Origin of the sequence: Streptomyces sp. SUK 48 (assembly GCF_009650765.1) — a bacterium.
In the GTDB taxonomy this organism is placed as follows: Bacteria; Actinomycetota; Actinomycetes; order Streptomycetales; family Streptomycetaceae; genus Streptomyces.
Genome location: NZ_CP045740.1, coordinates 6,852,021 through 6,870,048 on the forward strand (window position 1 = coordinate 6,852,021; position 18,028 = coordinate 6,870,048).

The 18,028-nt window shown below is 74.7% G+C and carries 16 protein-coding genes and 1 pseudogene; 7 read left to right on the forward strand and 10 right to left on the reverse strand.

Annotated elements, in window-relative coordinates; all coding sequences use genetic code 11:
* Nucleotides 1-8: 8 nt before the first annotated feature.
* From GHR20_RS30400 to GHR20_RS30420, 5 genes are all read right to left on the reverse strand, one after another.
* Entirely contained in the window at nt 9-1,253 is a 1,245-nt protein-coding gene (locus GHR20_RS30400) for a cytochrome P450 (RefSeq protein ID WP_153814966.1), read from the reverse strand.
* A 39-nt stretch (nt 1,254-1,292) separates the two neighbouring features.
* The gene (locus GHR20_RS30405) at nt 1,293-2,684 is read right to left on the reverse strand and encodes an FAD-dependent oxidoreductase (RefSeq protein ID WP_153814967.1); all 1,392 of its coding nucleotides are present in this window, start codon (nt 2,682-2,684) and stop codon (nt 1,293-1,295) included.
* On the reverse strand, nt 2,674-2,910 hold the full coding sequence (locus tag GHR20_RS30410) for a ferredoxin (protein ID WP_111585394.1): 237 nt from the start codon (nt 2,908-2,910) through the stop codon (nt 2,674-2,676). Before GHR20_RS30410 ends, GHR20_RS30405 begins: the two co-directional genes overlap by 11 nt.
* Before the next feature lie 149 nt (nt 2,911-3,059).
* Nucleotides 3,060-4,748 carry a DUF885 domain-containing protein gene (locus GHR20_RS30415; RefSeq protein ID WP_153814968.1) on the reverse strand — a complete coding sequence of 563 codons (1,689 nt, stop codon included), beginning with the start codon at nt 4,746-4,748 and terminating at the stop codon, nt 3,060-3,062.
* Nucleotides 4,749-4,801: 53 nt separating this feature from the next.
* Entirely contained in the window at nt 4,802-5,287 is a 486-nt protein-coding gene (locus GHR20_RS30420; protein WP_111585395.1) for an Lrp/AsnC family transcriptional regulator, read from the reverse strand.
* A 61-nt stretch (nt 5,288-5,348) separates the two neighbouring features.
* On the opposite strand from GHR20_RS30420, the gene GHR20_RS30425 reads away from it, so the two are divergent.
* On the forward strand, nt 5,349-6,548 hold the full coding sequence (locus GHR20_RS30425) for a PLP-dependent transferase (protein WP_111585396.1): 1,200 nt from the start codon (nt 5,349-5,351) through the stop codon (nt 6,546-6,548).
* Nucleotides 6,549-6,759: 211 nt separating this feature from the next.
* Here the strand turns inward: GHR20_RS30425 and GHR20_RS30430 are convergent, their stop codons facing one another.
* Entirely contained in the window at nt 6,760-8,154 is a 1,395-nt protein-coding gene (locus GHR20_RS30430; RefSeq protein WP_243878164.1) for a GNAT family N-acetyltransferase, read from the reverse strand.
* A gap of 500 nt (nt 8,155-8,654) precedes the next feature.
* Here GHR20_RS30430 and GHR20_RS30435 point away from each other — a divergent pair, with 500 nt between their 5' ends.
* Nucleotides 8,655-8,963, forward strand: a complete 309-nt coding sequence (locus tag GHR20_RS30435) for a hypothetical protein (RefSeq protein WP_111585397.1) — start codon at nt 8,655-8,657, stop codon at nt 8,961-8,963.
* Here GHR20_RS30435 and GHR20_RS30440 read toward each other — a convergent pair.
* Nucleotides 8,960-9,811 (reverse strand): alpha/beta fold hydrolase, encoded by an 852-nt coding sequence (locus GHR20_RS30440; RefSeq protein WP_153814969.1) that lies wholly within the window; start codon nt 9,809-9,811, stop codon nt 8,960-8,962. The two genes, GHR20_RS30435 and GHR20_RS30440, sit on opposite strands and share 4 nt — an antisense overlap.
* Nucleotides 9,812-10,061: 250 nt before the next feature.
* Here GHR20_RS30440 and GHR20_RS30445 point away from each other — a divergent pair, with 250 nt between their 5' ends.
* The 3 genes from GHR20_RS30445 to GHR20_RS30455 all read left to right on the forward strand — a co-directional run bounded on the left by GHR20_RS30445 (nt 10,062) and on the right by GHR20_RS30455 (nt 13,117).
* Nucleotides 10,062-10,946 carry an RNA polymerase sigma-70 factor gene (locus tag GHR20_RS30445; RefSeq protein ID WP_148026845.1) on the forward strand — a complete coding sequence of 295 codons (885 nt, stop codon included), beginning with the start codon at nt 10,062-10,064 and terminating at the stop codon, nt 10,944-10,946.
* Nucleotides 10,947-11,186: 240 nt separating this feature from the next.
* Nucleotides 11,187-11,948 carry a GntR family transcriptional regulator gene (locus GHR20_RS30450; protein ID WP_153814970.1) on the forward strand — a complete coding sequence of 254 codons (762 nt, stop codon included), beginning with the start codon at nt 11,187-11,189 and terminating at the stop codon, nt 11,946-11,948.
* A 248-nt stretch (nt 11,949-12,196) separates the two neighbouring features.
* Nucleotides 12,197-13,117, forward strand: coding sequence for an alpha/beta fold hydrolase (locus GHR20_RS30455; protein ID WP_153814971.1), 921 nt, complete (start codon nt 12,197-12,199; stop codon nt 13,115-13,117).
* Between the two features lie 53 nt (nt 13,118-13,170).
* Here the strand turns inward: GHR20_RS30455 and GHR20_RS30460 are convergent, their stop codons facing one another.
* From GHR20_RS30460 to GHR20_RS30470, 3 genes are all read right to left on the reverse strand, one after another.
* Nucleotides 13,171-14,328, reverse strand: a complete 1,158-nt coding sequence (locus GHR20_RS30460; protein WP_111585402.1) for an ROK family transcriptional regulator — start codon at nt 14,326-14,328, stop codon at nt 13,171-13,173.
* A 96-nt stretch (nt 14,329-14,424) separates the two neighbouring features.
* Nucleotides 14,425-15,084: a response regulator transcription factor gene (locus GHR20_RS30465; RefSeq protein ID WP_153814972.1), complete on the reverse strand. Its 660-nt coding sequence runs from the start codon at nt 15,082-15,084 to the stop codon at nt 14,425-14,427.
* A gap of 45 nt (nt 15,085-15,129) precedes the next feature.
* Nucleotides 15,130-16,281: a histidine kinase gene (locus GHR20_RS30470; protein WP_153814973.1), complete on the reverse strand. Its 1,152-nt coding sequence runs from the start codon at nt 16,279-16,281 to the stop codon at nt 15,130-15,132.
* Nucleotides 16,282-16,388: 107 nt separating this feature from the next.
* Here GHR20_RS30470 and GHR20_RS30475 point away from each other — a divergent pair.
* Nucleotides 16,389-17,308 (forward strand): annotated as a pseudogene (locus tag GHR20_RS30475) (ATP-binding cassette domain-containing protein).
* 2 nt (nt 17,309-17,310) lie between these two features.
* Nucleotides 17,311-18,027: an ABC transporter permease gene (locus GHR20_RS30480; RefSeq protein WP_153814975.1), complete on the forward strand. Its 717-nt coding sequence runs from the start codon at nt 17,311-17,313 to the stop codon at nt 18,025-18,027.
* The last annotated feature ends 1 nt before the right edge of the window (nt 18,028 follow it).

An 18,028-nucleotide genomic window follows, 5' to 3' on the forward strand; every position in this document is an offset into this window, starting at 1 on the left:
ACGGGGTTTCAGGGCCGGACGCCGTCGAAGGTGATCTCCAGGTGCCGGGGGCCGCGCAGCACCGCGTTCTCCCGGTACGGCGGCGGGTCCTGCACCAGGCGCGGGTTCTCCAGGCGGCGGGCCAGCTCGGTCAGCGCGATCTGGGTCTCCAGGCGGGCCAGCGGCGCCCCGAAGCAGATGTGGATGCCGCTGCCGAAGCCGAGGTGCTGGATGTCCTCGCGGTCCGGGTCGAACCGCTCGGGGTCCTTGAACCGCTCCGGGTCCCGGTTGCCCGCGGCCAGCACCAGCCAGATCCGCGAGCCCTTGGGGATGGTCACCCCGCGCACCTCGATGTCGGTGAGGCAGGTGCGCTGCGGCACCAGCTGCACCGGCGGCTCGTAGCGCAGCAGCTCCTCCACGAGCCGGGGCGCGAGCTCCGGCTCCCGGCGCAGCCGCTCCAGCACGTCCGGATGGCGCAGCAGCGTCAGCATGCCGTTGGTGATCAGGTTGACGGTCGTCTCATGGCCCGCGATCAGCAGCAGGACGGAGGTGCTGAGCACCTCCATCATCGTCATCGCGCCGTCCGGGCCATGGCTGTTCACCAGGTCGGACAGCAGATCGTCGCGCGGCTCCTTGGCGCGCTCCTCGGCCAGCCCGGCCAGGTACATGCCCAGCTGCATCCGGGCCTCGCGCGCGGTCCGCGCGAACTCCTCGTCCGCCTCCTGCCGCTTCCCCGGGTCGAGGCTCGCGACCAGCGGATCGACCCAGGCGCGAAAGCGCGGCTCGTCCTCCCGGGGCACCCCCAGCAGCCGGCAGATCACGGTCACCGGGAACGGATACGCGAAGTCGTCGACCAGATCGATCCCGCGGGCGTCCCCGAAGCCGTCGATCAGCGCGGTGACGATCTCCCGCAGCTCGCCCCGCATGCCGTCGATCCGGCGCGGCTGGTGCGGCGGCCCGAAGGCGCTGTTGGCGATGCGCCGCAGCCGGTCGTGCTCGGGCGGGTCCAGGCGCAGGAACGACGGCGGCAGCCCGCCCGTCTCCTCCGACTGGAGCAGGGCGGCGTCCTCCCCGGGGTCCGCCAGATTGGCCGCCTCGGAGCTGATCCGCGGATCGTGCAGCAGCGCCTCGATGTCCCAGTACGAGCTGATGACGTAGGGGCCGCCCTCCTCCTCGTGCAGCACCGGCGTGGCGCGCAGCTCCCGGTACACCGGGTACGGGTCGGCGCGGTTGGCGAAGTCGGTGATCCGGCGCACGATCGAGTCTCGCGTCATGGGAAGTCCTCGGGACGAATGGGGCGCTCGGGGCACCGGTCAGTGGCGGGCGGGGTGGAAGACGAGCTGGGTGTCGGCCGGTGACCAGCCGCTGAGGGTCACCATCGGGCCGTGGGTCGGCAGGGACGGATCGGGGAAGTCGGCCGGCACCGGGTGCCGGTTCTCGGCGCGCCGGTCCATGGTCGGGTACTCCGGCGGGAACGGCGCGCCCCGCTCGATGGCCCGCTGGTAGAACTCCAGCCACCGCGTGTTGTCGAAGCTCACCGCGGCCACCACCCGGCCCTTGTGGCCGTAGACCCCGACGAACCGGCGCTCCGCCGTCGAACCCTGGGTGATCATCAGCTCCTCGCCCATCGGGGGCACCCCGACCGACTTGATGTTCACCCCGAACTGCGAGGACCAGAACGCCGGCATCCACAGATGCGGGCGCCGGTCGGCGCCGTCGCAGATCATGTTGTGCGCGGCCGTCTCCGCCTGCGCCACCGCGTTGCCCCAGTGTTCGAGCGACAGGAACTGGTACTCGAACAGCGCGTGCGGGGAGCGTGCCACATCGCCCGCCACGAACACGTCGTCGGTGACGATGCCCCGGAAGTCGAAGGCACGGCAGCCCGCGTCGCAGGCGATACCCCGGGGCCCCGCGCCGAGCCCCGAGCCGTCCAGCCACTCGGTGTTGCGCTGCGAGCCCAGCGAGACCACCACCACGTCCGCCTCGACCACGCTCTCGTCGGACAGATGGACCGCCCGCACCCGCCCGGTCGCGTCGCCCTCCAGCGCGGTCACCGTCACCCGGGTGCGCAGATCCACGCCGTGCTCGCGCATCAGATCCGCGGCGACCGCCCCGACCACCCCGCCGAGCGCGCCCACCAGCGGTGCGCCCGCCCGTTCCGCCACCGTCACCTGGATGCCCTGCTCCCGGCAGGCGGAGGCGACCTCGCAGCCCGCGAACCCGGCACCGATCACGAACACCCGGCGCGGCCCCGAGCGCAGCCGCTGGTACAGCCCGGCCGCGTCGTCCCGGGTGCGCAGCAGGAAGACGCCGTCCAGCCGGGCCTCCGACTCCTTCGGCCAGGGCCGGGCGCGCACCCCGGTGGCGATGAGCAGCCGGTCGTACTCCACCTCGTCCCCGTCGGACAGCCGTACCCGCCCGGCCGTCAGGTCCAGTCCGGTGGCCGTCACGCCGAGCCGCCACGTGGCGTCGGTCTCCCGGCGCCGGGGCAGCTCGGTGCGGTGCGGGTCCGCCCGGCCGAGCAGCACCGACTTGGACAGCGGCGGGCGGTCGTACGGTTCGTACGGCTCGTCGCCGATCAGCGTCAGCTCCCCGGCGAAGCCCTCCGCGCGCAGCGTCTCGGCCGCCCGCAGCCCGGCCAGCGAGGCGCCCACGATCGTGATCCGGCCCTCGCGGCGGAGCCGGTCCAGATGCTCAGCGGCCATCGGGGGCCTCCGGGCCCCGGAGAGCCCCGTGGCCGTCCACCCCGTCGGCAGTGATCGCCTGCACCGGGCAGGCGGCCACGGCCCGCGCCAGCCGCTCGCGCTGCTCGTGGTCCGGCTGCGGGTCGTAGACCAGCGACTCCTCGCCGTGCATGGCGAAGACGTCCGGCGCGAGGAACGCGCACTGCGCGTACCCCTGACACTTGTTGAGATCGACGACGAGCCTCATCGACGCCCTTCCGGTGGCCAGGGTCCGGAGCGCGCCGCACGCGGCTGGCGCGCGCGACGGCCCGGACGGCGGTCGTCCCCCGTTCGCCAGCATGGGAGCGAAGCAGGGGGACCCGCGCGCCGGGCACGCCGATCGAGTGAGCCGGGTCCTCAGAGGGCGGCGAGCTCGTCCACCAGGTCGTCCAGGCCGAGCGAGCCCTGGGAGAGGGCCGCCATGTGCCAGGACTTCAGGTCGAACGAGGCACCGTGCCGCCGCTGGGCCCGCTCCCGGCCCAGCAGCCAGGCCCGCTCGCCGAGCTTGTAGCCGATGGCCTGGCCGGGGATGGTCAGGTAGCGGGTCAGCTCGCTCTCCACGTAGTCCGCGGGGCGGCTGCTGTGCGCCCGGCAGAACTCCTGCGCCAGGTCGGGCGTCCAGCGCTCGCCCGGGTGGAACGGCGAGTCCGCCGGGATCTCCAGCTCCAGGTGCATGCCGATGTCCACGATCACCCGGACCGCCCGCATCATCTGCGCGTCCAGGTAGCCGAGGCGCTCCTCCGCGTCGGTGAGGTAGCCCAGCTCGTCCATCAGCCGCTCCGCGTACAGCGCCCAGCCCTCGGCGTTGGCGCTGACGATGCCCACCGACGCCTGGTAGCGGGAGAGGTTCTCGGCCACGTGCGTCCACTGCGCGAGCTGGAGGTGATGGCCGGGCACGCCCTCGTGGTACCAGGTCGACACCAGGTCGTAGACCGGGAAACTGTCTTGGCCCATGGTGGGCAGCCAGGTGCGGCCGGGCCGGGAGAAGTCCTCCGAGGGGCTGGTGTAGTACGGCGCCGCCGCGCCGCCGGGCGGGGCGATGCGCGACTCCACCCGCCGCACCCGCTCGGCGAGTTCGAAGTGGGTGCCGTCCAGATCGGCGATCGCCCGGTCCATCAGGCCCTGGAGCCAGTCGCGGACCTCGTCCACAGCGATGTGCCGGCCGTGCGCGTCCAGGTGCGCCAGCGCCGCCCACGGGGTCTCGGCGCCGGGCAGGATCTGCTCCGCCTCACGCCTCATCTCGCCGTGGATGCGGTGGAACTCGGACCAGCCGTACGCGTACGCCTCGTCCAGGTCCAGGTCGGTGCCGTTGAAGTAGCGCGCGAGACGCGCGTACCGCTCCCGGCCCACCACGTCCGGGGCGCCCTCGATGGCCGGCGCGTACACGTCCCGCAGCCAGTCGCGCAGCCCGGCCAGGGCGGCGGTGGCGGTGCCGGCCGCCGTGTCCAGCTCGGCGCGCAGCGCGTCGGGCCCGGCGGCGGCGAACTCCTCGAACCAGCCGCGGCCCTTGCCGTCCGTGTCGATCCACTCGCCGAGCTGCCCGACGAAGGTCCCGGTCGGCCGCGGCGCCGCGAACAGCCCGCGGTCCAGGCCCAGCTGGAGCGACTCGCGGTAGCCGGCGATCGCGCCCGGCACGGCGCGCATCCGCTCCGCGATCGCCGCCCAGTCCTCCTCGGTCTCCGCCGGCATCACGGTGAAGACCTCGCGCACCGCGTGGCCGGGCGTGTGCATGTTGCCGACGGCGCGCAGGTGCTCCTGCGCGTCGTGCACGGCGAGTTCCGCGGTCAGCCGCTCCCGCAGCAGCCGTGCGCAGCGCCGCTCCGCGTCGCTGTCGGCGCCTGGCCCGCGCTCCGCCTCGGCCAGTCGGGCGAGGGTGGCCCGGGACAGCTCCGCGAGCGCCTCCTGGCCCGCGGGCGAGTAGTCGGGCAGCGTGCGCGAACTCTCCCGCACACCGAGGTAGGTGCCGGTCACCGGGTCAAGGGCGATCAGGTCGTCGACGTACGCGTCGGCGACCTGGCGGGGCAGCGGGGTGTTGATCTCAGACATGCCGCCCATCCTCGTACGGGAGGGATCTCCGCGTCACCCGGCCCGGCGGGGATTCAGCTGTCGGCGTGGCCGGGCGGCAGCAGCGGCCCGCACTCCCACTGCTGGAATATCAACCGGGTCTCCACCCGGGCGACTTCGCGGTGCGCCGTGAACTCGTCCAGGACCAGCCGCTGGAGGTCGGCCATGTCCGCGACGGCCACCTGCACCAGATAGTCGTCGGGACCGGTCAGATGGAAGACCGAGCGGGCCTCCGGCAGCGCGCGCACCCGCTCCACGAACGGCCCCACCAGCTCCCTGCGGTGCGGCCTGACCTGCACCGAGAGCAGCGCCTGCAGACCGCGGCCGAGCTTGGCCGGATCCAGTCGCAGCCGGTGACCGAGGATCACGCCGCAGCGGCGCAGCCGGGTCACCCGGTCGAGACAGGTGGACGGCGCCACCCCGACCTGGGCGGCGAGATCGCGGTAGGTGATCCGGGCGTCGTTCTGCAACAGCCGCAGCAGCTGGAGATCCACCGGATCCAGTACGACAGAATCGGACATCGGCCGAACATAGCACGGGGTTCAACCCCGGTAACCCGTTCGATGTTCACCCTTTCCCGTCATGGACACAGCGACCACGGGTGCCTACGACGACGTACGCCCCGCACCGAGAGCCCTCGCCACCGAGGCCGTGCACGCCGGCCGCGACGATCTCGCCCGCCAGGGACTGCACGCCCCGCCGATCGACCTGTCCACGACCTACCCCTCCTACGACAGCCGGGGCGAGGCCGCGCGCATCGACGCCTTCGCCACCGACGGCGCCGACCCGGTGGGGCCGCCCGTCTACGGCCGGCTCGGCAACCCGACCGTCGCCCGCTTCGAGACCGCGCTGGCCCGCCTGGAGGGCACCGAGTCCGCCGTCGCGTTCGCCAGCGGCATGGCCGCCCTCAGCGCGGTCCTGCTGGCCCGCTCCGCCATGGGCCTGCGCCATGTCGTCGCGGTACGGCCGCTCTACGGGTGCAGCGACCACCTCCTCACCGCCGGGCTGCTCGGCACCGAGGTCACCTGGACCGACCCGGCCGGCGTCACCGACGCGCTGCGCCCGGACACCGGCCTGGTGATGGTCGAGTCCCCGGCCAACCCGACCCTCGCCGAGCTGGATCTGCGGGCCGTCGCGCACGCCTGCGGTTCGGTGCCGCTGCTGGTCGACAACACCTTCGCCACCCCGGTGCTCCAGCGCCCGGCCGAGCAGGGCGCGCGGCTGGTGCTGCACAGCGCGACCAAGTACCTCGGCGGGCACGGGGACGTCCTGGCCGGGGTCGTGGCCTGCGACGAGGAGCTGGCCGGCCGGCTGCGCCAGATCCGCTTCGCCACCGGCGGCGTCCTGCACCCGCTGGCCGGCTACCTCCTGCTGCGCGGTCTGTCCACCCTGCCGGTCCGGGTCCGGGCGGCCTCCGCGAGCGCCGCGGAACTGGTCCGCCGCCTCGCCTCGGACCCCCGGGTGTCCCGCGTCCACTACCCGCGCATCGGCGGCGCGATGATCGCCTTCGAGGTGGAGGGAGACCCGCACGAGCTGATCTCCCGGGTACGGCTGGTCACCCCCGCGGTGAGCCTGGGCAGCGTGGACACCCTGATCCAGCACCCCGCGTCCATCAGCCACCGCATCGTGGACGCCGACGACCGCCGGGGCGCGGGGGTCGGCGACAAGCTGCTGCGGCTCTCGGTGGGGCTGGAGGACGTGGACGACCTCTGGGCCGACCTGGACCAGGCTCTCGGCGAGCCGGCCCGGGTGCCGGTCGGGGCGGCGGAGGCGGCGGGCTGACGGACCGGCGGGCGGATCGCGCCGCTCCCGGTGCCCCGGAAGGGCAGGGAGAGGCACGATCCGCCGGTCCGTGCCGGTGGTCCTGCCGGGCCGTGCTGGTGGTCGCGTCGGGCCGTGCCGGTGGTCCTGCCGGGCCGTGCTGGTGGTCGCGTCGGGCCGTGCCGGTGGTCCCGCCGGGCCCCGCCGGTGGTCACGTCGGGCCGTGCCGGTGTCAGTCCCGGTGGGCCGTGCCGTACGCCGGGCGCGGCGAGGGCTCCGCGGTCAGCCGCGCGGTGATCACCAGCGTGCCCTCCTCCACCTGGTAGTCTAGCGGCAGCCCGAGGCCCCGCATCGCCGCGACCATCCCGGTGTTGGACGCCTGCGTCACCGCGTACACGCTGTCGCAGCGGGCCTCCCGGGCCATCCCCACCAGCCGCCGCAGCAGCTCCGCGCCGACGCCCCGCCGCTGCCAGTCGTCCTCGATCAGCAGCGCGATCTCCGTCTCGTCGCCGTCCCACAGCAGATGCCCGAGACCGACGATCCGCCCGGAGGACGTCTGCGCGGCGAGCGTCCGCCCGAAGCGGGGGCTCAGGAGGTGGTGGAGGTAGCGGTCGGCGTCGCCGACGGGACCGTGGTAGCGCAGCGTCAGCGTGCGGGCCGAGCAGCGCTCGTGCATCGCCTTCGCCGCCGCCAGCTCACCGGTGTCGATCCGCCGTACGGCGATGTCGTCGCCCTCGGGCAGCGTCAGCAGGTCCTGGCCGTCCGGGATGCGCGGGCCGAGCCGGGCGTCCAGCTCCACCAGCGCCCGCGCCCGCGCGAACTCGGTGGGCGTGAACGGCAGATACGGCCGCTCCACGCTCAGCACGCCGCCCTCCGGCGCCCGCAGCCGCATGACCGTCTCCTCCAACACCCCTTCCGCCGGGACCGATTCCCGGTCACGGCCCCGGCCGGGCAGCGAGCGGATCGTGCACCGGCCGAGCAACTGCCGCAGCGCCAGCGGCAGTTCCGCCGCGTCCAGTGCCGTACGGGTGGCCAGGCCCAGCACCCGCGTCGGGGCGTCGACCAGATCGTGGGCGTCGGCCCGCTCGATGTACGTGGACGTGCCCCCGGCCGCCGCGACCGCCCGGGTCAGCTCCGCCGAACTCAGCGCCCCGGGCGCCCGCAGCAGGAACTCGTCCACGGTGCCGTCGGCCAGCGGATGCGTCTGCAGGCTCAGGATGTCCACCCGGTGCCCGGCCAGCGCCGTGCACAGCGCGGCCAGCGAACCGGGCGCGTCCCTCACCGTCGTCCGCATCCGCCACAGCGTGCTGGTCCCGCTCGCCCCGTCGGCGCCGTCGCCGGGCCCGGCCGACCGCGCGGGGGCGGCCTGCCGGGCGCCGGTATCACCGGCCGGGGGCGGGGGCGGTGCATGGCCGTGGCGCCGCGCCCACCAGGTGTGGAAGCCCGCCGTCGCGGCCAGCGCGAGCGCCGAGATCATCAGCAGGGCCGGGCCGTCGGGGCCGTGCCCGATCAGGTTCGCCACCCCGTCGGCGACGGCGACGGCGGTGAAGAGCGCGGCCAGTTCCACGAGGTCCCGCCGCCAGTGGTGCACGGGCCGGCCGTCCCGGGCGCGGGTCACATCAGACATATCCGGAGTCATACAGCCACTGTGAAGGAAGCGTGTTGCCTGATCACGAACTGTTTGTGACCGACAGGTAAAGCATGCTCCGCCCCATTTGTTCCATCCTTGACGATCGCCCGTGCCCGGTCGCTGATCGAAGAGGGTCCGGGGCCAGGCCCGGAGCGACGGTAAGTCCCGCTCACCGCAGGCGAGTTGCGGGTGCCGCGCGCCGGGGGATGACGCCGGCGCGCGACATGGCTCGAAGAGTACGGGAACCGGCCGGGGAACCGTCGATCACCGGCCCACTCCGGCCACCCCGGCCGGGCCGGCGCGGCCGGGCGCACGGCGCGGCGCCGTCGTACCGCCCGTATCCGCGCGGGACTTGACGCTCCGCCGCGGGGCTCCCGGGCCGGTGAACGTGCGTGAGCCGATCGGGTGAACCGGGCGGGAACGGATGGATCGGCGCGGCGCCCGCGCGATAGCTGTGGGGCGAGCCCGCGAGCGGAGCGGGAGCGTCGGCGGTGAGGATGATCGTGCGAGCGAAAGCGGTTCTGGTGGCCCTGGTCGCGGCCGGTGCGGTGCTGGGTCTGACGGCCCCCGCGCAGGCGGCCTCGTCGGGAGACGTCGTGGTCTTCTCCACCGAGGCGCAGCCGCTGGACGTGTACCACGACCCGGCGGGCTGCCGGCGGCTGCCCGCGCTCGCCCATGTCCTGTCGAACCTCTCGGACCAGCCGGTGCGGATCTACGGCAACCCGTTCTGCCTCGGCCCCTCACTGGTGGTCCAGCCCGGGTACGGAACGCATGTGCCGGGCGGCGCGGGCTCGTTCTCGGCCTAGTCCGCCCTCGGTGCGTCCTCCCGGCTGCCGTCGAGGATCACCCGCGCCACCAGGGCCGGATCGTCGCTCATCGGGCAGTGTCCGCAGCCGGGCAGGCGGATCAGGCGGGCGTGCGGGATGGTCCGCTTGGCGCGGACGCCCTGGCGGCGCAGCAGGAGGCGGTCCCTGCTGCCCCAGGCGACCGTGACCGGCACCCCGGGCAGCGGGTCGGTGAAGCGGACCGTGTTGCCGGACCGCAGGGTCGCCGTGAAGCCCGTCGCCTCCACCAACGCCCGGGTCTCGGCCACCACGGCCGCGGGGTCCCGGCGGGCGGGGCGGGCGTAGATCGTGCTCATCAGCGCCGTGCGGCCCGCCGCGGTGCGGCTGAGCCGCTCCACCAGGGGCACCGGCAGCCGCTGGGCGATCCCCCGCATCGTGAGCAGTGTCGCGAAGGCGTACCGCCGCTCGGCCTCCGTCCAGAACCCGGCGGGGGACAGGGCGGTGACGGACCGTACGAGTTTCTCGCGGCCCAGTTCCAGCGCGAGCAGGCCGCCCAGCGAGTTGCCCGCGATGTGCGGGCGGTCCAGCTCCAGCGCCTCGAACAGGGCGGCCAGTACGGCGTTGGTCGTGGGCAGGTCGTAGGCGAGGCCGGGCGGCAGTGCCGGGGACGCGCCGAAGCCGGGCAGGTCGACCGCGATCACCTCGCGCTCGGTGGCGAGGATGTCCACCACCGGGTCCCACGCCTGCCGGTGGTGCCCGATGCCGTGCAGCAGGACCAGCGGCTCGCCGCGGCCCACGCGCGCGTAGGACACGGTCACGTCCTCGGGGCCGCGCGGGGCCGGGACGGTGAAGGAGGCGGTGGCGGACATGGGTGCTCCTCGGCTCGACTGCTGATCGACTGGTCACGGACGCCGTAGACAGGACGGATGCCGTAGACAGCTTGTCAGCAATTACTACCGACGGGTAGCCCCGGGATGCGGCCGGTGCGCGGCGAGGGCTCGCCTTCGTGCCCCACCTCCACCAGCCGCCCCGGGCGGCGCGAGCGCAGTGATCCGGCACGTTCGCGAGCGGCCAGATTCCGGGTGGACAGCGCCGGGGCGGGTCGGATGGGATGAGAGCATGACCGCCGACCCCGCGACCGACGTCTTCGAGGAGCACCGGACCCTGCTCACCGGCGTCGCCTACCGCATGCTCGGCCGCGTCGCCGACGCCGAGGACGTGGTCCAGGACGCCTGGCTGCGCTGGTCCCGCGCCGACCGCGCGGAGGTCCGCGAACCCCGCGCCTATCTGGTGCGGATCACCACCCGACTGGCCATCGACCGGCTGCGCCAGGCACAGTCGCGCGCCGAGTCGTACGTCGGACCGTGGCTGCCGGAGCCGTACGTCACCGAGTACGGCGACACCGCCCCCGACGCCGCCGACCGCGCCGTCCTCGCCGACACCGTCTCCCTGGCCGTCCTGGTCGTCCTGGAATCGCTGTCGCCCCTGGAGCGCGCCGTGTTCGTGCTGCGGGAGGCGTTCGGCTTCCCGTTCGCCGAGATCGCCGCCCTGCTCGACCGCGGCGAACCGGCGGTACGGCAGCTCGCCGGACGGGCCCGCCGGCATGTGGAGGAGCGTCGGCCGCGCTACGACGTCGACCCCGGCCGGCGCCGCGAACTGACGGAGCGTTTCCTGCGCGCCGCGTCCGGGGGCGATCTGGACGGGCTGATGGCGGTGCTCGCCCCGGACGTGCGGCTGGTCTCCGACGGTGGCGGCAAGGTCAAGGCGGCCCTGCGGATCATGCGCAGCGCCGACAAGGTGGCCCGCTTCCTGGCCGCCGTCGCCCCCGCCGTGGGGTCCGACGCCGTGCTGCGGCTGCTGGAGGTCAACGGCGGCCCGGCCGTTCTGGTCCTGTCCGGCGGCAAACCCGACAGCCTCTTCCAACTGGACGCCACGGAGGGCCGCGTGACCTCGGTCTACATCCAGCGCAACCCCGAAAAGCTGCGCCACCTGGCCGCCCACTGAACCGCATGCGGAATCCGGCCCCCGTCCCGCGACGGGGGCTTTGCCGTGATGTCACCCGGATCACCACGTACGAACGCCTCGTGAACGCTCCGCTGCGGCCCTCCTCCGCGTTCGCCCGGGGAACGAGGATTGGTCTTGACCAAGGGTGTCGGCCGCCCTATGGTCGGCAGAGAAGTGCAACAACCTTTAATAAACAAGGGCGCTAAAAACCGCCGCACCACGGCTCTTGCGGAGGACAGGGTGGGGACCACGCAGCTGGATTCGGTGCAGGAACCGAAGTACTGGCATCTCAGGACCGTGCTCAGCGAGGCGCTCGACTCCGAGTTCTCGGTCGGCGAGATCCTGCCCAATGAGCGCGATCTGGCCGCCCGCTTCGGCGTGGCCCGCGCGACGCTCCGCCAGGCCCTCGAACAGCTGGAGCTGGAGGGCCGGTTGCAGCGCCGCCGGGGTGTCGGCACCACCGTCGCGCCGCCGCGCGTGGGCGTGGCCGTCGGCGGCGAGCAGCACGCCTGGCCCGGCGCCGCCGGGGACGCCTGGCAGGCTGTCGACTGCGTCCATGAGATCCCGGCCGCGGCCGTCGCCGCGGCCCTGGAGACCGGCGCGGACGAGCCCGTGCACACCGTGCGCCGCTCCCGGATGTCGGGCGGCCAGCTGGTCGCCACCGAGCTGTTGCACATCCCGGCCGCCTCGGTGCCCGGCCTCACCGCGATCGACGCGCCCTCCGGCGCGGCCCGCGCGCGTGCGGTGCTGCGGGAGCTGCACCATCTGGACCTGGAGGGCCAGGACCGCGCCGTCGAACTGGGCTCGGCCCGCGCCGACGACGCCCGGGACCTGGACCGGCTCCCCGGCTCGCCCGTCCTGGTCGTCACCACCCGCTTCACCGCGCGGGGCCGCACCGCCGCCCTCTCGGTGGCGACCTACCGCGCCGACACCTGCCGGCTGACCTTCGGCGACAGCGCGGGCGTGGAGATCCACCACGACCCAGCCCAGCGCGCCTCCTGAGCCACGGGGCGGCCCCCTCGGCTCCTCCGACGGCCCCCGCGGCCCGTCCGTGCGCCCCTGAACTCCGCCGGGGCGCCCGCCGGTTGCACGGGCGCGGGGGAGCGGCGACCGGGACTACGTACTGGCGCGGGAGAGCGGCGGCAGACACCACGCACCGGTGCGAGGGAGCGGTGTCCGGCACCATGTCGCCGGCCGCGTGCCGCTCCTATGATTTCGCCAGTCCCGCACCGCGAGGAGGCCATTCCGCCATGAGCCGTATCCAGCCCACGGCACCGGCACCGGCGTACGAGGAACTGCGTGTCCCTGTGCACGGCGGCGAGCTGGCCGTCCTGCGCTGGCCCGCCGCCGACCCCGGCGCCCCCGTGGTGCTGGCCCTGCACGGCATCACCGCCAACGGCCTGTCCTGGGCCCGGGTCGCCCACCATCTGGCAGGCCGCGTCACCCTGCTCGCCCCCGACCTGCGCGGCCGGGCCCGCAGCGCCGGTCTGCCCGGTCCGTACGGCATCGCCGCGCACGCCGACGACATGGCCGCCGTGGCCGCGCGGCTGGCCCCCGGCCCCGTGGTCCTCACCGGCCACTCCATGGGCGCCTTCACCGCCGCGCTGACCGCCGTACGCCACCCCGCTCTGCCCTCCGCCCTGCTGCTCGTCGACGGCGGCGTGGCCTTCCCCGTGCCGACCGGACTGGAGCCCGACGAGCTGATCGCCGCCGTACTCGGCCCGGCCCTGGCCCGTCTGTCCATGACCTTCGAGGACCGGGACGCCTACCGGGCCTTCTGGCGGCGGCACCCGGGCTTCGCCGCCGCCTGGTCGCCCTGGGTGGACGCCTACATCCAGCGCGATCTCGTCGGCACGGAACCCGAGTTGCGCTCCTCCTGCGCGCTCGATGCGGTCCGCGTCGACGGCATCGACCAGCTCGGCGGCGAGGTGGCCGGGGCGATCCACCGGCTGCCGCTGCCCGCCCGACTGCTCTGGGCGGAACGCGGCCTGATGGACGAACCGCAGGGCCTGTACGACGAGGACCGCCTCGCCGCCGCGCAGCTCGACCCCGAGCGGATCCGCACCCGCCGCGTCCCCGGCACCAACCACTACACGATCCTCGTCGGCGACGCCGGCGCCCGCCTCGTGGCGGACCGGCTGCTGGCCGAGGCGGGCGTCGCGGCACCGTAGCGGGTCCGGGAGGAGGCAGGGCGGCTCCGGGGGAGGGGGCCGTACGGTTCCCGTCAGCGGCGCGCCGTCACCGTGCCGTCCACCGCGAACAACTGCTCCTCCACATGGTCCAGGGCCAGCCGCAGCGCCCCGGTGGCCACGGCCGCCTCGCCCAGCGCGGACAGCGCCACCCGGGGCGGCCGCAGGCAGTAGCGGGCCAGTTCGCGGCGCAGCGGTTCCAGGACACCGTCCAGTCCGGCGGCCCAGCCGCCGACCACGACCAGCTCGGGATCGAGGGCCAGCACCAGCGCGGCCACATCGTGCACCAGCCGCTGGATGAACCGCTCCACGGCCGCCCGCGCCCGCAGATCGCCCTCCCGGGCCAGCGCGAACACCTGGGCCACCGCCTGCTCGTCCAGCGGGTGCAACGGCTCGTCGGTGGTGGACAGCAGCGTCTCCGGGGTGACCTCACGGCCCAGCAGATGCAGCGCCCCGATCTCCCCGGCCGCCCCGCCGAAGCCCCGGTGCAGCCGGCCGCCGATCAGCGCGCCCGCCCCGGGACTCAGCCCGGCCAGCACGAACACCACGTCGTCGGTCTCGTCCGCCGCGCCCTTCCAGTGCTCGGCGACCGCCGCCGCGTTGGCGTCGTTCTCCACCAGCACCGGACACTTGAAGGAACGGCTCAGCCGCTCACCGAGGTTCAGCCCCGTCCACTGCGGCAGCGCCGTGCTCAGCCGGACCGTGCCATCGGCCGCCACGATGCCGGGCGTGCCCACGCCCACCGCGCGCAGCGAGTCCCGGGGCACCCCGCAGCGCCGCAGCAGCTCGGCGACCGTGCCCCGCAGCCGGTCCAGACGCTCGTCCGCCGGCGCCTTCTCCGTGACCTCCTTGGCCTGCCGGCCCAGCACCCGCCCGTCCAGGTCGGAGAGCAGCGCCGCCACCCGGTGCGGGCCGATCTCCAGACCCAGCAGATGCCCCGCCTCGGCCCGGAACCGGTACCGGCGGGCCGGGCGCCCCTGGCGACGCGCGATCCCCTCGTCGGCGGCCCGCTCCACCACGAGCCCCGCCTCGATCAGGCCCTCCACCACGCCCTCGACCGTGGGCCGGGACAGCCCGGTGACCCGGGCGATCTCGGTGAGCGTCGCACAGTCCGTGGCCCGCAGCGCGTGCAGCACCACCGCGGAATTGATCCTTCGCAGCAGCGAGGGATCGCCGCCGGTCAGCTGGCCCACCGTCCGTCCTCCCAGCTCGCGGGCGTGTTGGCCGGATCGTACTCGTCCCGCACCGCCCCGGCGAGCGCCGGGCCCGGCCGGAGCGCGGCAGCCGGCTCAGCGCGGCTCCACGAACCCCGACTCGTACGCCGCGATCACCGCCTGCGTCCGGTCGCGCGCGCCGAGCTTGGCCAGTACGGCGCTCACATGCGACTTGACCGTCTGTGCGCCCACCACGAGAGCGGCGGCGATCTCCGCGTTGGACAGCCCGCGCGCCATCAGCCGCAGCACCTCCGCCTCCCGCTCGGTCAGCCGCGCCCGCTCCAGAGCGGCCCGCACGGGCCGCCCGGCGCCGTCGCCGTACCGTGCGGCGAGCCGGCGTACCGAGGCCGGAAAGAGCAGCGACTCGCCCTCGGCGACCAGCCGTACCGCGTGCACGATCTCGGCGGGCCGGGCCCGCTTCAGCAGAAACCCGTCGGCGCCCGCGCGCAGCGCCTCGTACACGTACGCGTCGTCCTCGAAGGTGGTCACCACGAGGATCTTCGGCGGGTCGGGGACCGTGCGCAGCACCGCGCGAGTGGCCTCGATGCCGTCCAGCAGCGGCATCCGCACATCCATGGCGACGACATCCGGCAGCAGCCGCCGCACCATCGGGATCACCGCCGCGCCGTCGGCCGCCTCGCCCACCACCTCGATGTCGGGCTGCGCCCCGAGCACGGCCCGCAGCCCCGCGCGGACCAGCGGTTCGTCGTCGACGAGGAGTACGGTGACCGGCATCCGGCCAGCCTAAGTCCTCTCCTCCGGAGCACCCCCCGACGGCCCTCAGCCCAGCGGCAGTTCGACCCGGACCAGCCAGTCGTCTAGCTCCGGGCCGGTGTGCGCGGTGCCGCCGAGCAGAGCGGCGCGCTCGCGTATGCCTCGCAGCCCGCTGCCCCGGCCGGGGCCGGGTATCGGCTCCGGCAGCGCGTTGCGCACCCGCAGCAGCAGCCGGTCGTCGGTGACCGCGACCCGGACCCGCACGGGCACGGCGCCCGCGTGCCGCAGCACATTGGTCAGCGACTCCTGGAGGATGCGGTAGCCCTCGCGGGACACCGGCCCCGGCACCGCCGCGACCGGCCCCGACACCTCGGCGTCCACCGTCGCCCCTGAGGCCCGCGCCGACTCCAGCAGCCGGTCCGCCTCGGCCAGCGTGGGCCGGGCGCTCGCCGGCCGCTCGGCCTCGCGCAGTACCCCCAGCACCCGCTCCAGATCCGCGAGCGCGGCCCGGCCGGTCTCCTCGATCGCGCCGAGCGCCCGGCCGGTGAACTCCGGATCGCCCGCCGCGCGCGCCGCCCCCGCCTGCACCACCGCGACCGTCAGCGCGTGTCCGATGGAGTCGTGCAACTCCCGTGCGATGCGGTTCCGTTCGAGCAGCCGCTCGGTGCGCTCCTCCAGCGCGGCCAGCCGCTCGGCGGCCGACGACCCGAGCAGCCGCCGCGCGCACCCCGTGACCAGCGCGCCCAGGCCGACGAGCGCGCCGTACAGGACGAGCAGCGGGAGGGGCGACAGCAGGGCCCAGGCGCGTGCCGGCGGCAGCCGGTCCAGCAGCATCCCGGACGGCGCGTGCCCCCACGCGCAGCGCGCCAGCTCGACCGCGGCGACGAGCGACCACACCGTGATGGAGCAGGTCACCCAGCCCAGCACCCAGCGCAGCTCCAGCCAGCCCACCGTGCGCAGCCGGTCCCGCCAACTCGCCGCCGGGGCCTCGGATATGCCGGGATCCGGCCCATCGGGCGTCAGCATCAACCGCGCCTGCACGCCCTCGCCCCGGCGGACGGCGGGCAGCAGTCCGAGCGGGACGAGCACCAGGGCGGGCACCCAGGGACGCTCGGGGTCGATGAAGAGCCACAGACTCTCCATCAGCATCGGCACCCACAGATGCAGCAGCCGTGTGTACGTCGTCCCGCGCAGCAACGGGCGCGGGAGGCGGACCATGCGCACATCGTCGCACCCACCACTGACAACGGACCTCCCCCGCGCGGGGGAGACGATCTCCACCGGCGGGGGAGGCGCCGACTCCCGTGCCCCGCCAGGCTGGAGCCATGACCAGCATCGACGTACGCGACCTCACCAAGGAGTACGGCGCCCGGCGGGCCGTGGACGGTCTGGGCTTCAGCGTCCGCCCCGGCCGTGTCACGGGATTCCTCGGCCCCAACGGCGCGGGCAAGTCCACCACCATGCGCCTCGTCCTCGGCCTCGACCGCCCCACCTCGGGCACCGCCACCATCGGCGGCCGGGCGTACGCCGCGCTGCGCGAGCCGCTGCGCCGGGTGGGCGCCCTGCTGGACGCCGGGGCCGCGCACCGCTCCCGCACCGCCCGCGACCATCTGCGGGCCCTCGCGGCGAGCAACCGCATCCCCGGCGCCCGCGTCGACGCGGTCCTCGAACAGACCGGTCTCGCCGAGGTGGCCCGGCGCCGGGTGGGCACCTACTCGCTCGGCATGCGCCAGCGGCTCGGCATCGCCGCGGCCCTGCTCGGCGACCCCGGGGTGATCCTGCTGGACGAGCCCGCCAACGGCCTGGACCCGGAGGGCATCGTCTGGATCCGCGCTCTGCTGCGCGGCCTCGCCGCCGACGGCCGCACCGTCCTGGTCTCCAGCCATCTGATGAACGAGACCGCGTCCTTCGCCGACCACCTGGTGATCCTCGGCCGCGGCCGCCTCCTCGCCGACACCCCGTGCGGGAGTTCATCGACGCCCGCGTCCAGCCCGAGGTCAGGGTCCGCAGCACCGACGCCGGCGCGCTCGGCGAACTGCTCGCCCGGCACGGCCACACCGCCGCGCGGCACGCGGACGGCGCCTGGACGGTACGGCACACCAGCGCCGAGGAACTCGGGCGTCTGCTCGCCCAGGAGGGCGTGCCCGTCCTCGAACTCGCCGCCTGCGAAGGCACCTTGGAGCAGGCGTACCTCGATCTGACCGCCGCCGAAGCCGAGTTCGCCGCCCAGCCCCAGGAGGTCTGACCATGCCGTTCGTCCCGGTGCTGCGCGCCGAGCTGATCAAGATCCGCACCCTGCGCTCGCTCGTCGGCTCGCTGGCCGCGGTCGTCCTCGTCACGGCCGCCTTCTCCGCGCTCGCCTCGGCCTCCCCCGACGAGCACGACCCCGACCCGCTGTTCTCGGCGTTCTTCGGCATCGGCTTCGGGCAGATCGCCGCCATCGCCTTCGGTACGACGGCCGTGGCGGCGGAGTTCCGCGGCGGGGCGCTGCGGCTGACGCTGGCGGCCAGCCCGGACCGGCCGCGCTGGTTCGCCGCCAAGGCCGCCGCGATCGCCCTGCCCGCGCTCGCCGCCGGGCTGCTCACGGGAGCGGTGACGCTCCTGGTCGGGCGGGCCGTCCTCGGCGCCGACGGCCCGGCCTGGGCACAGGGGCTGCGCGGCGCCCTCGGCTGCGGCCTCCAGCTCACCCTGATGGCCCTGTTCGCCGCGGGCCTCACCGCCGTGCTGCGCAGCGGTGTCGCGACCCTCTCGATCCTGATCCCGTTCCTGCTGATCGTGTCCTTCGTGATCGGCGACATGTCCGCGGGCATCGCCGACTTCCTCCCCGACCGCGCGGGCCAGGTCGCCCTGCACAGCACCTGGGACGGCCCCCTCGGCCCCTGGACCGGTCTCGGGGTGTGCGCCCTGTGGACGGCGGCCGCTCTCCTGGCGGGCGCCTGGTCGGTCAGCCGCAGGGACGCCTGAG

Coding starts and splice junctions, on each gene's coding strand:
- GHR20_RS30415 (WP_153814968.1), bottom strand. CDS start 4,748: ATGTCTGAGATCAACACCCCGCTGCCCCGCCAGGTCGCCGACGCGTAC.
- GHR20_RS30410 (WP_111585394.1), bottom strand. CDS start 2,910: ATGAGGCTCGTCGTCGATCTCAACAAGTGTCAGGGGTACGCGCAGTGC.
- GHR20_RS30430 (WP_243878164.1), bottom strand. CDS start 8,154: ATGTCTGATGTGACCCGCGCCCGGGACGGCCGGCCCGTGCACCACTGG.
- GHR20_RS30440 (WP_153814969.1), bottom strand. CDS start 9,811: ATGTCCGCCACCGCCTCCTTCACCGTCCCGGCCCCGCGCGGCCCCGAG.
- GHR20_RS30405 (WP_153814967.1), bottom strand. CDS start 2,684: ATGGCCGCTGAGCATCTGGACCGGCTCCGCCGCGAGGGCCGGATCACG.
- GHR20_RS30435 (WP_111585397.1), top strand. CDS start 8,655: ATGATCGTGCGAGCGAAAGCGGTTCTGGTGGCCCTGGTCGCGGCCGGT.
- GHR20_RS30455 (WP_153814971.1), top strand. CDS start 12,197: ATGAGCCGTATCCAGCCCACGGCACCGGCACCGGCGTACGAGGAACTG.
- GHR20_RS30400 (WP_153814966.1), bottom strand. CDS start 1,253: ATGACGCGAGACTCGATCGTGCGCCGGATCACCGACTTCGCCAACCGC.
- GHR20_RS30445 (WP_148026845.1), top strand. CDS start 10,062: ATGACCGCCGACCCCGCGACCGACGTCTTCGAGGAGCACCGGACCCTG.
- GHR20_RS30420 (WP_111585395.1), bottom strand. CDS start 5,287: ATGTCCGATTCTGTCGTACTGGATCCGGTGGATCTCCAGCTGCTGCGG.
- GHR20_RS30465 (WP_153814972.1), bottom strand. CDS start 15,084: ATGCCGGTCACCGTACTCCTCGTCGACGACGAACCGCTGGTCCGCGCG.
- GHR20_RS30480 (WP_153814975.1), top strand. CDS start 17,311: ATGCCGTTCGTCCCGGTGCTGCGCGCCGAGCTGATCAAGATCCGCACC.
- GHR20_RS30425 (WP_111585396.1), top strand. CDS start 5,349: ATGGACACAGCGACCACGGGTGCCTACGACGACGTACGCCCCGCACCG.
- GHR20_RS30470 (WP_153814973.1), bottom strand. CDS start 16,281: ATGGTCCGCCTCCCGCGCCCGTTGCTGCGCGGGACGACGTACACACGG.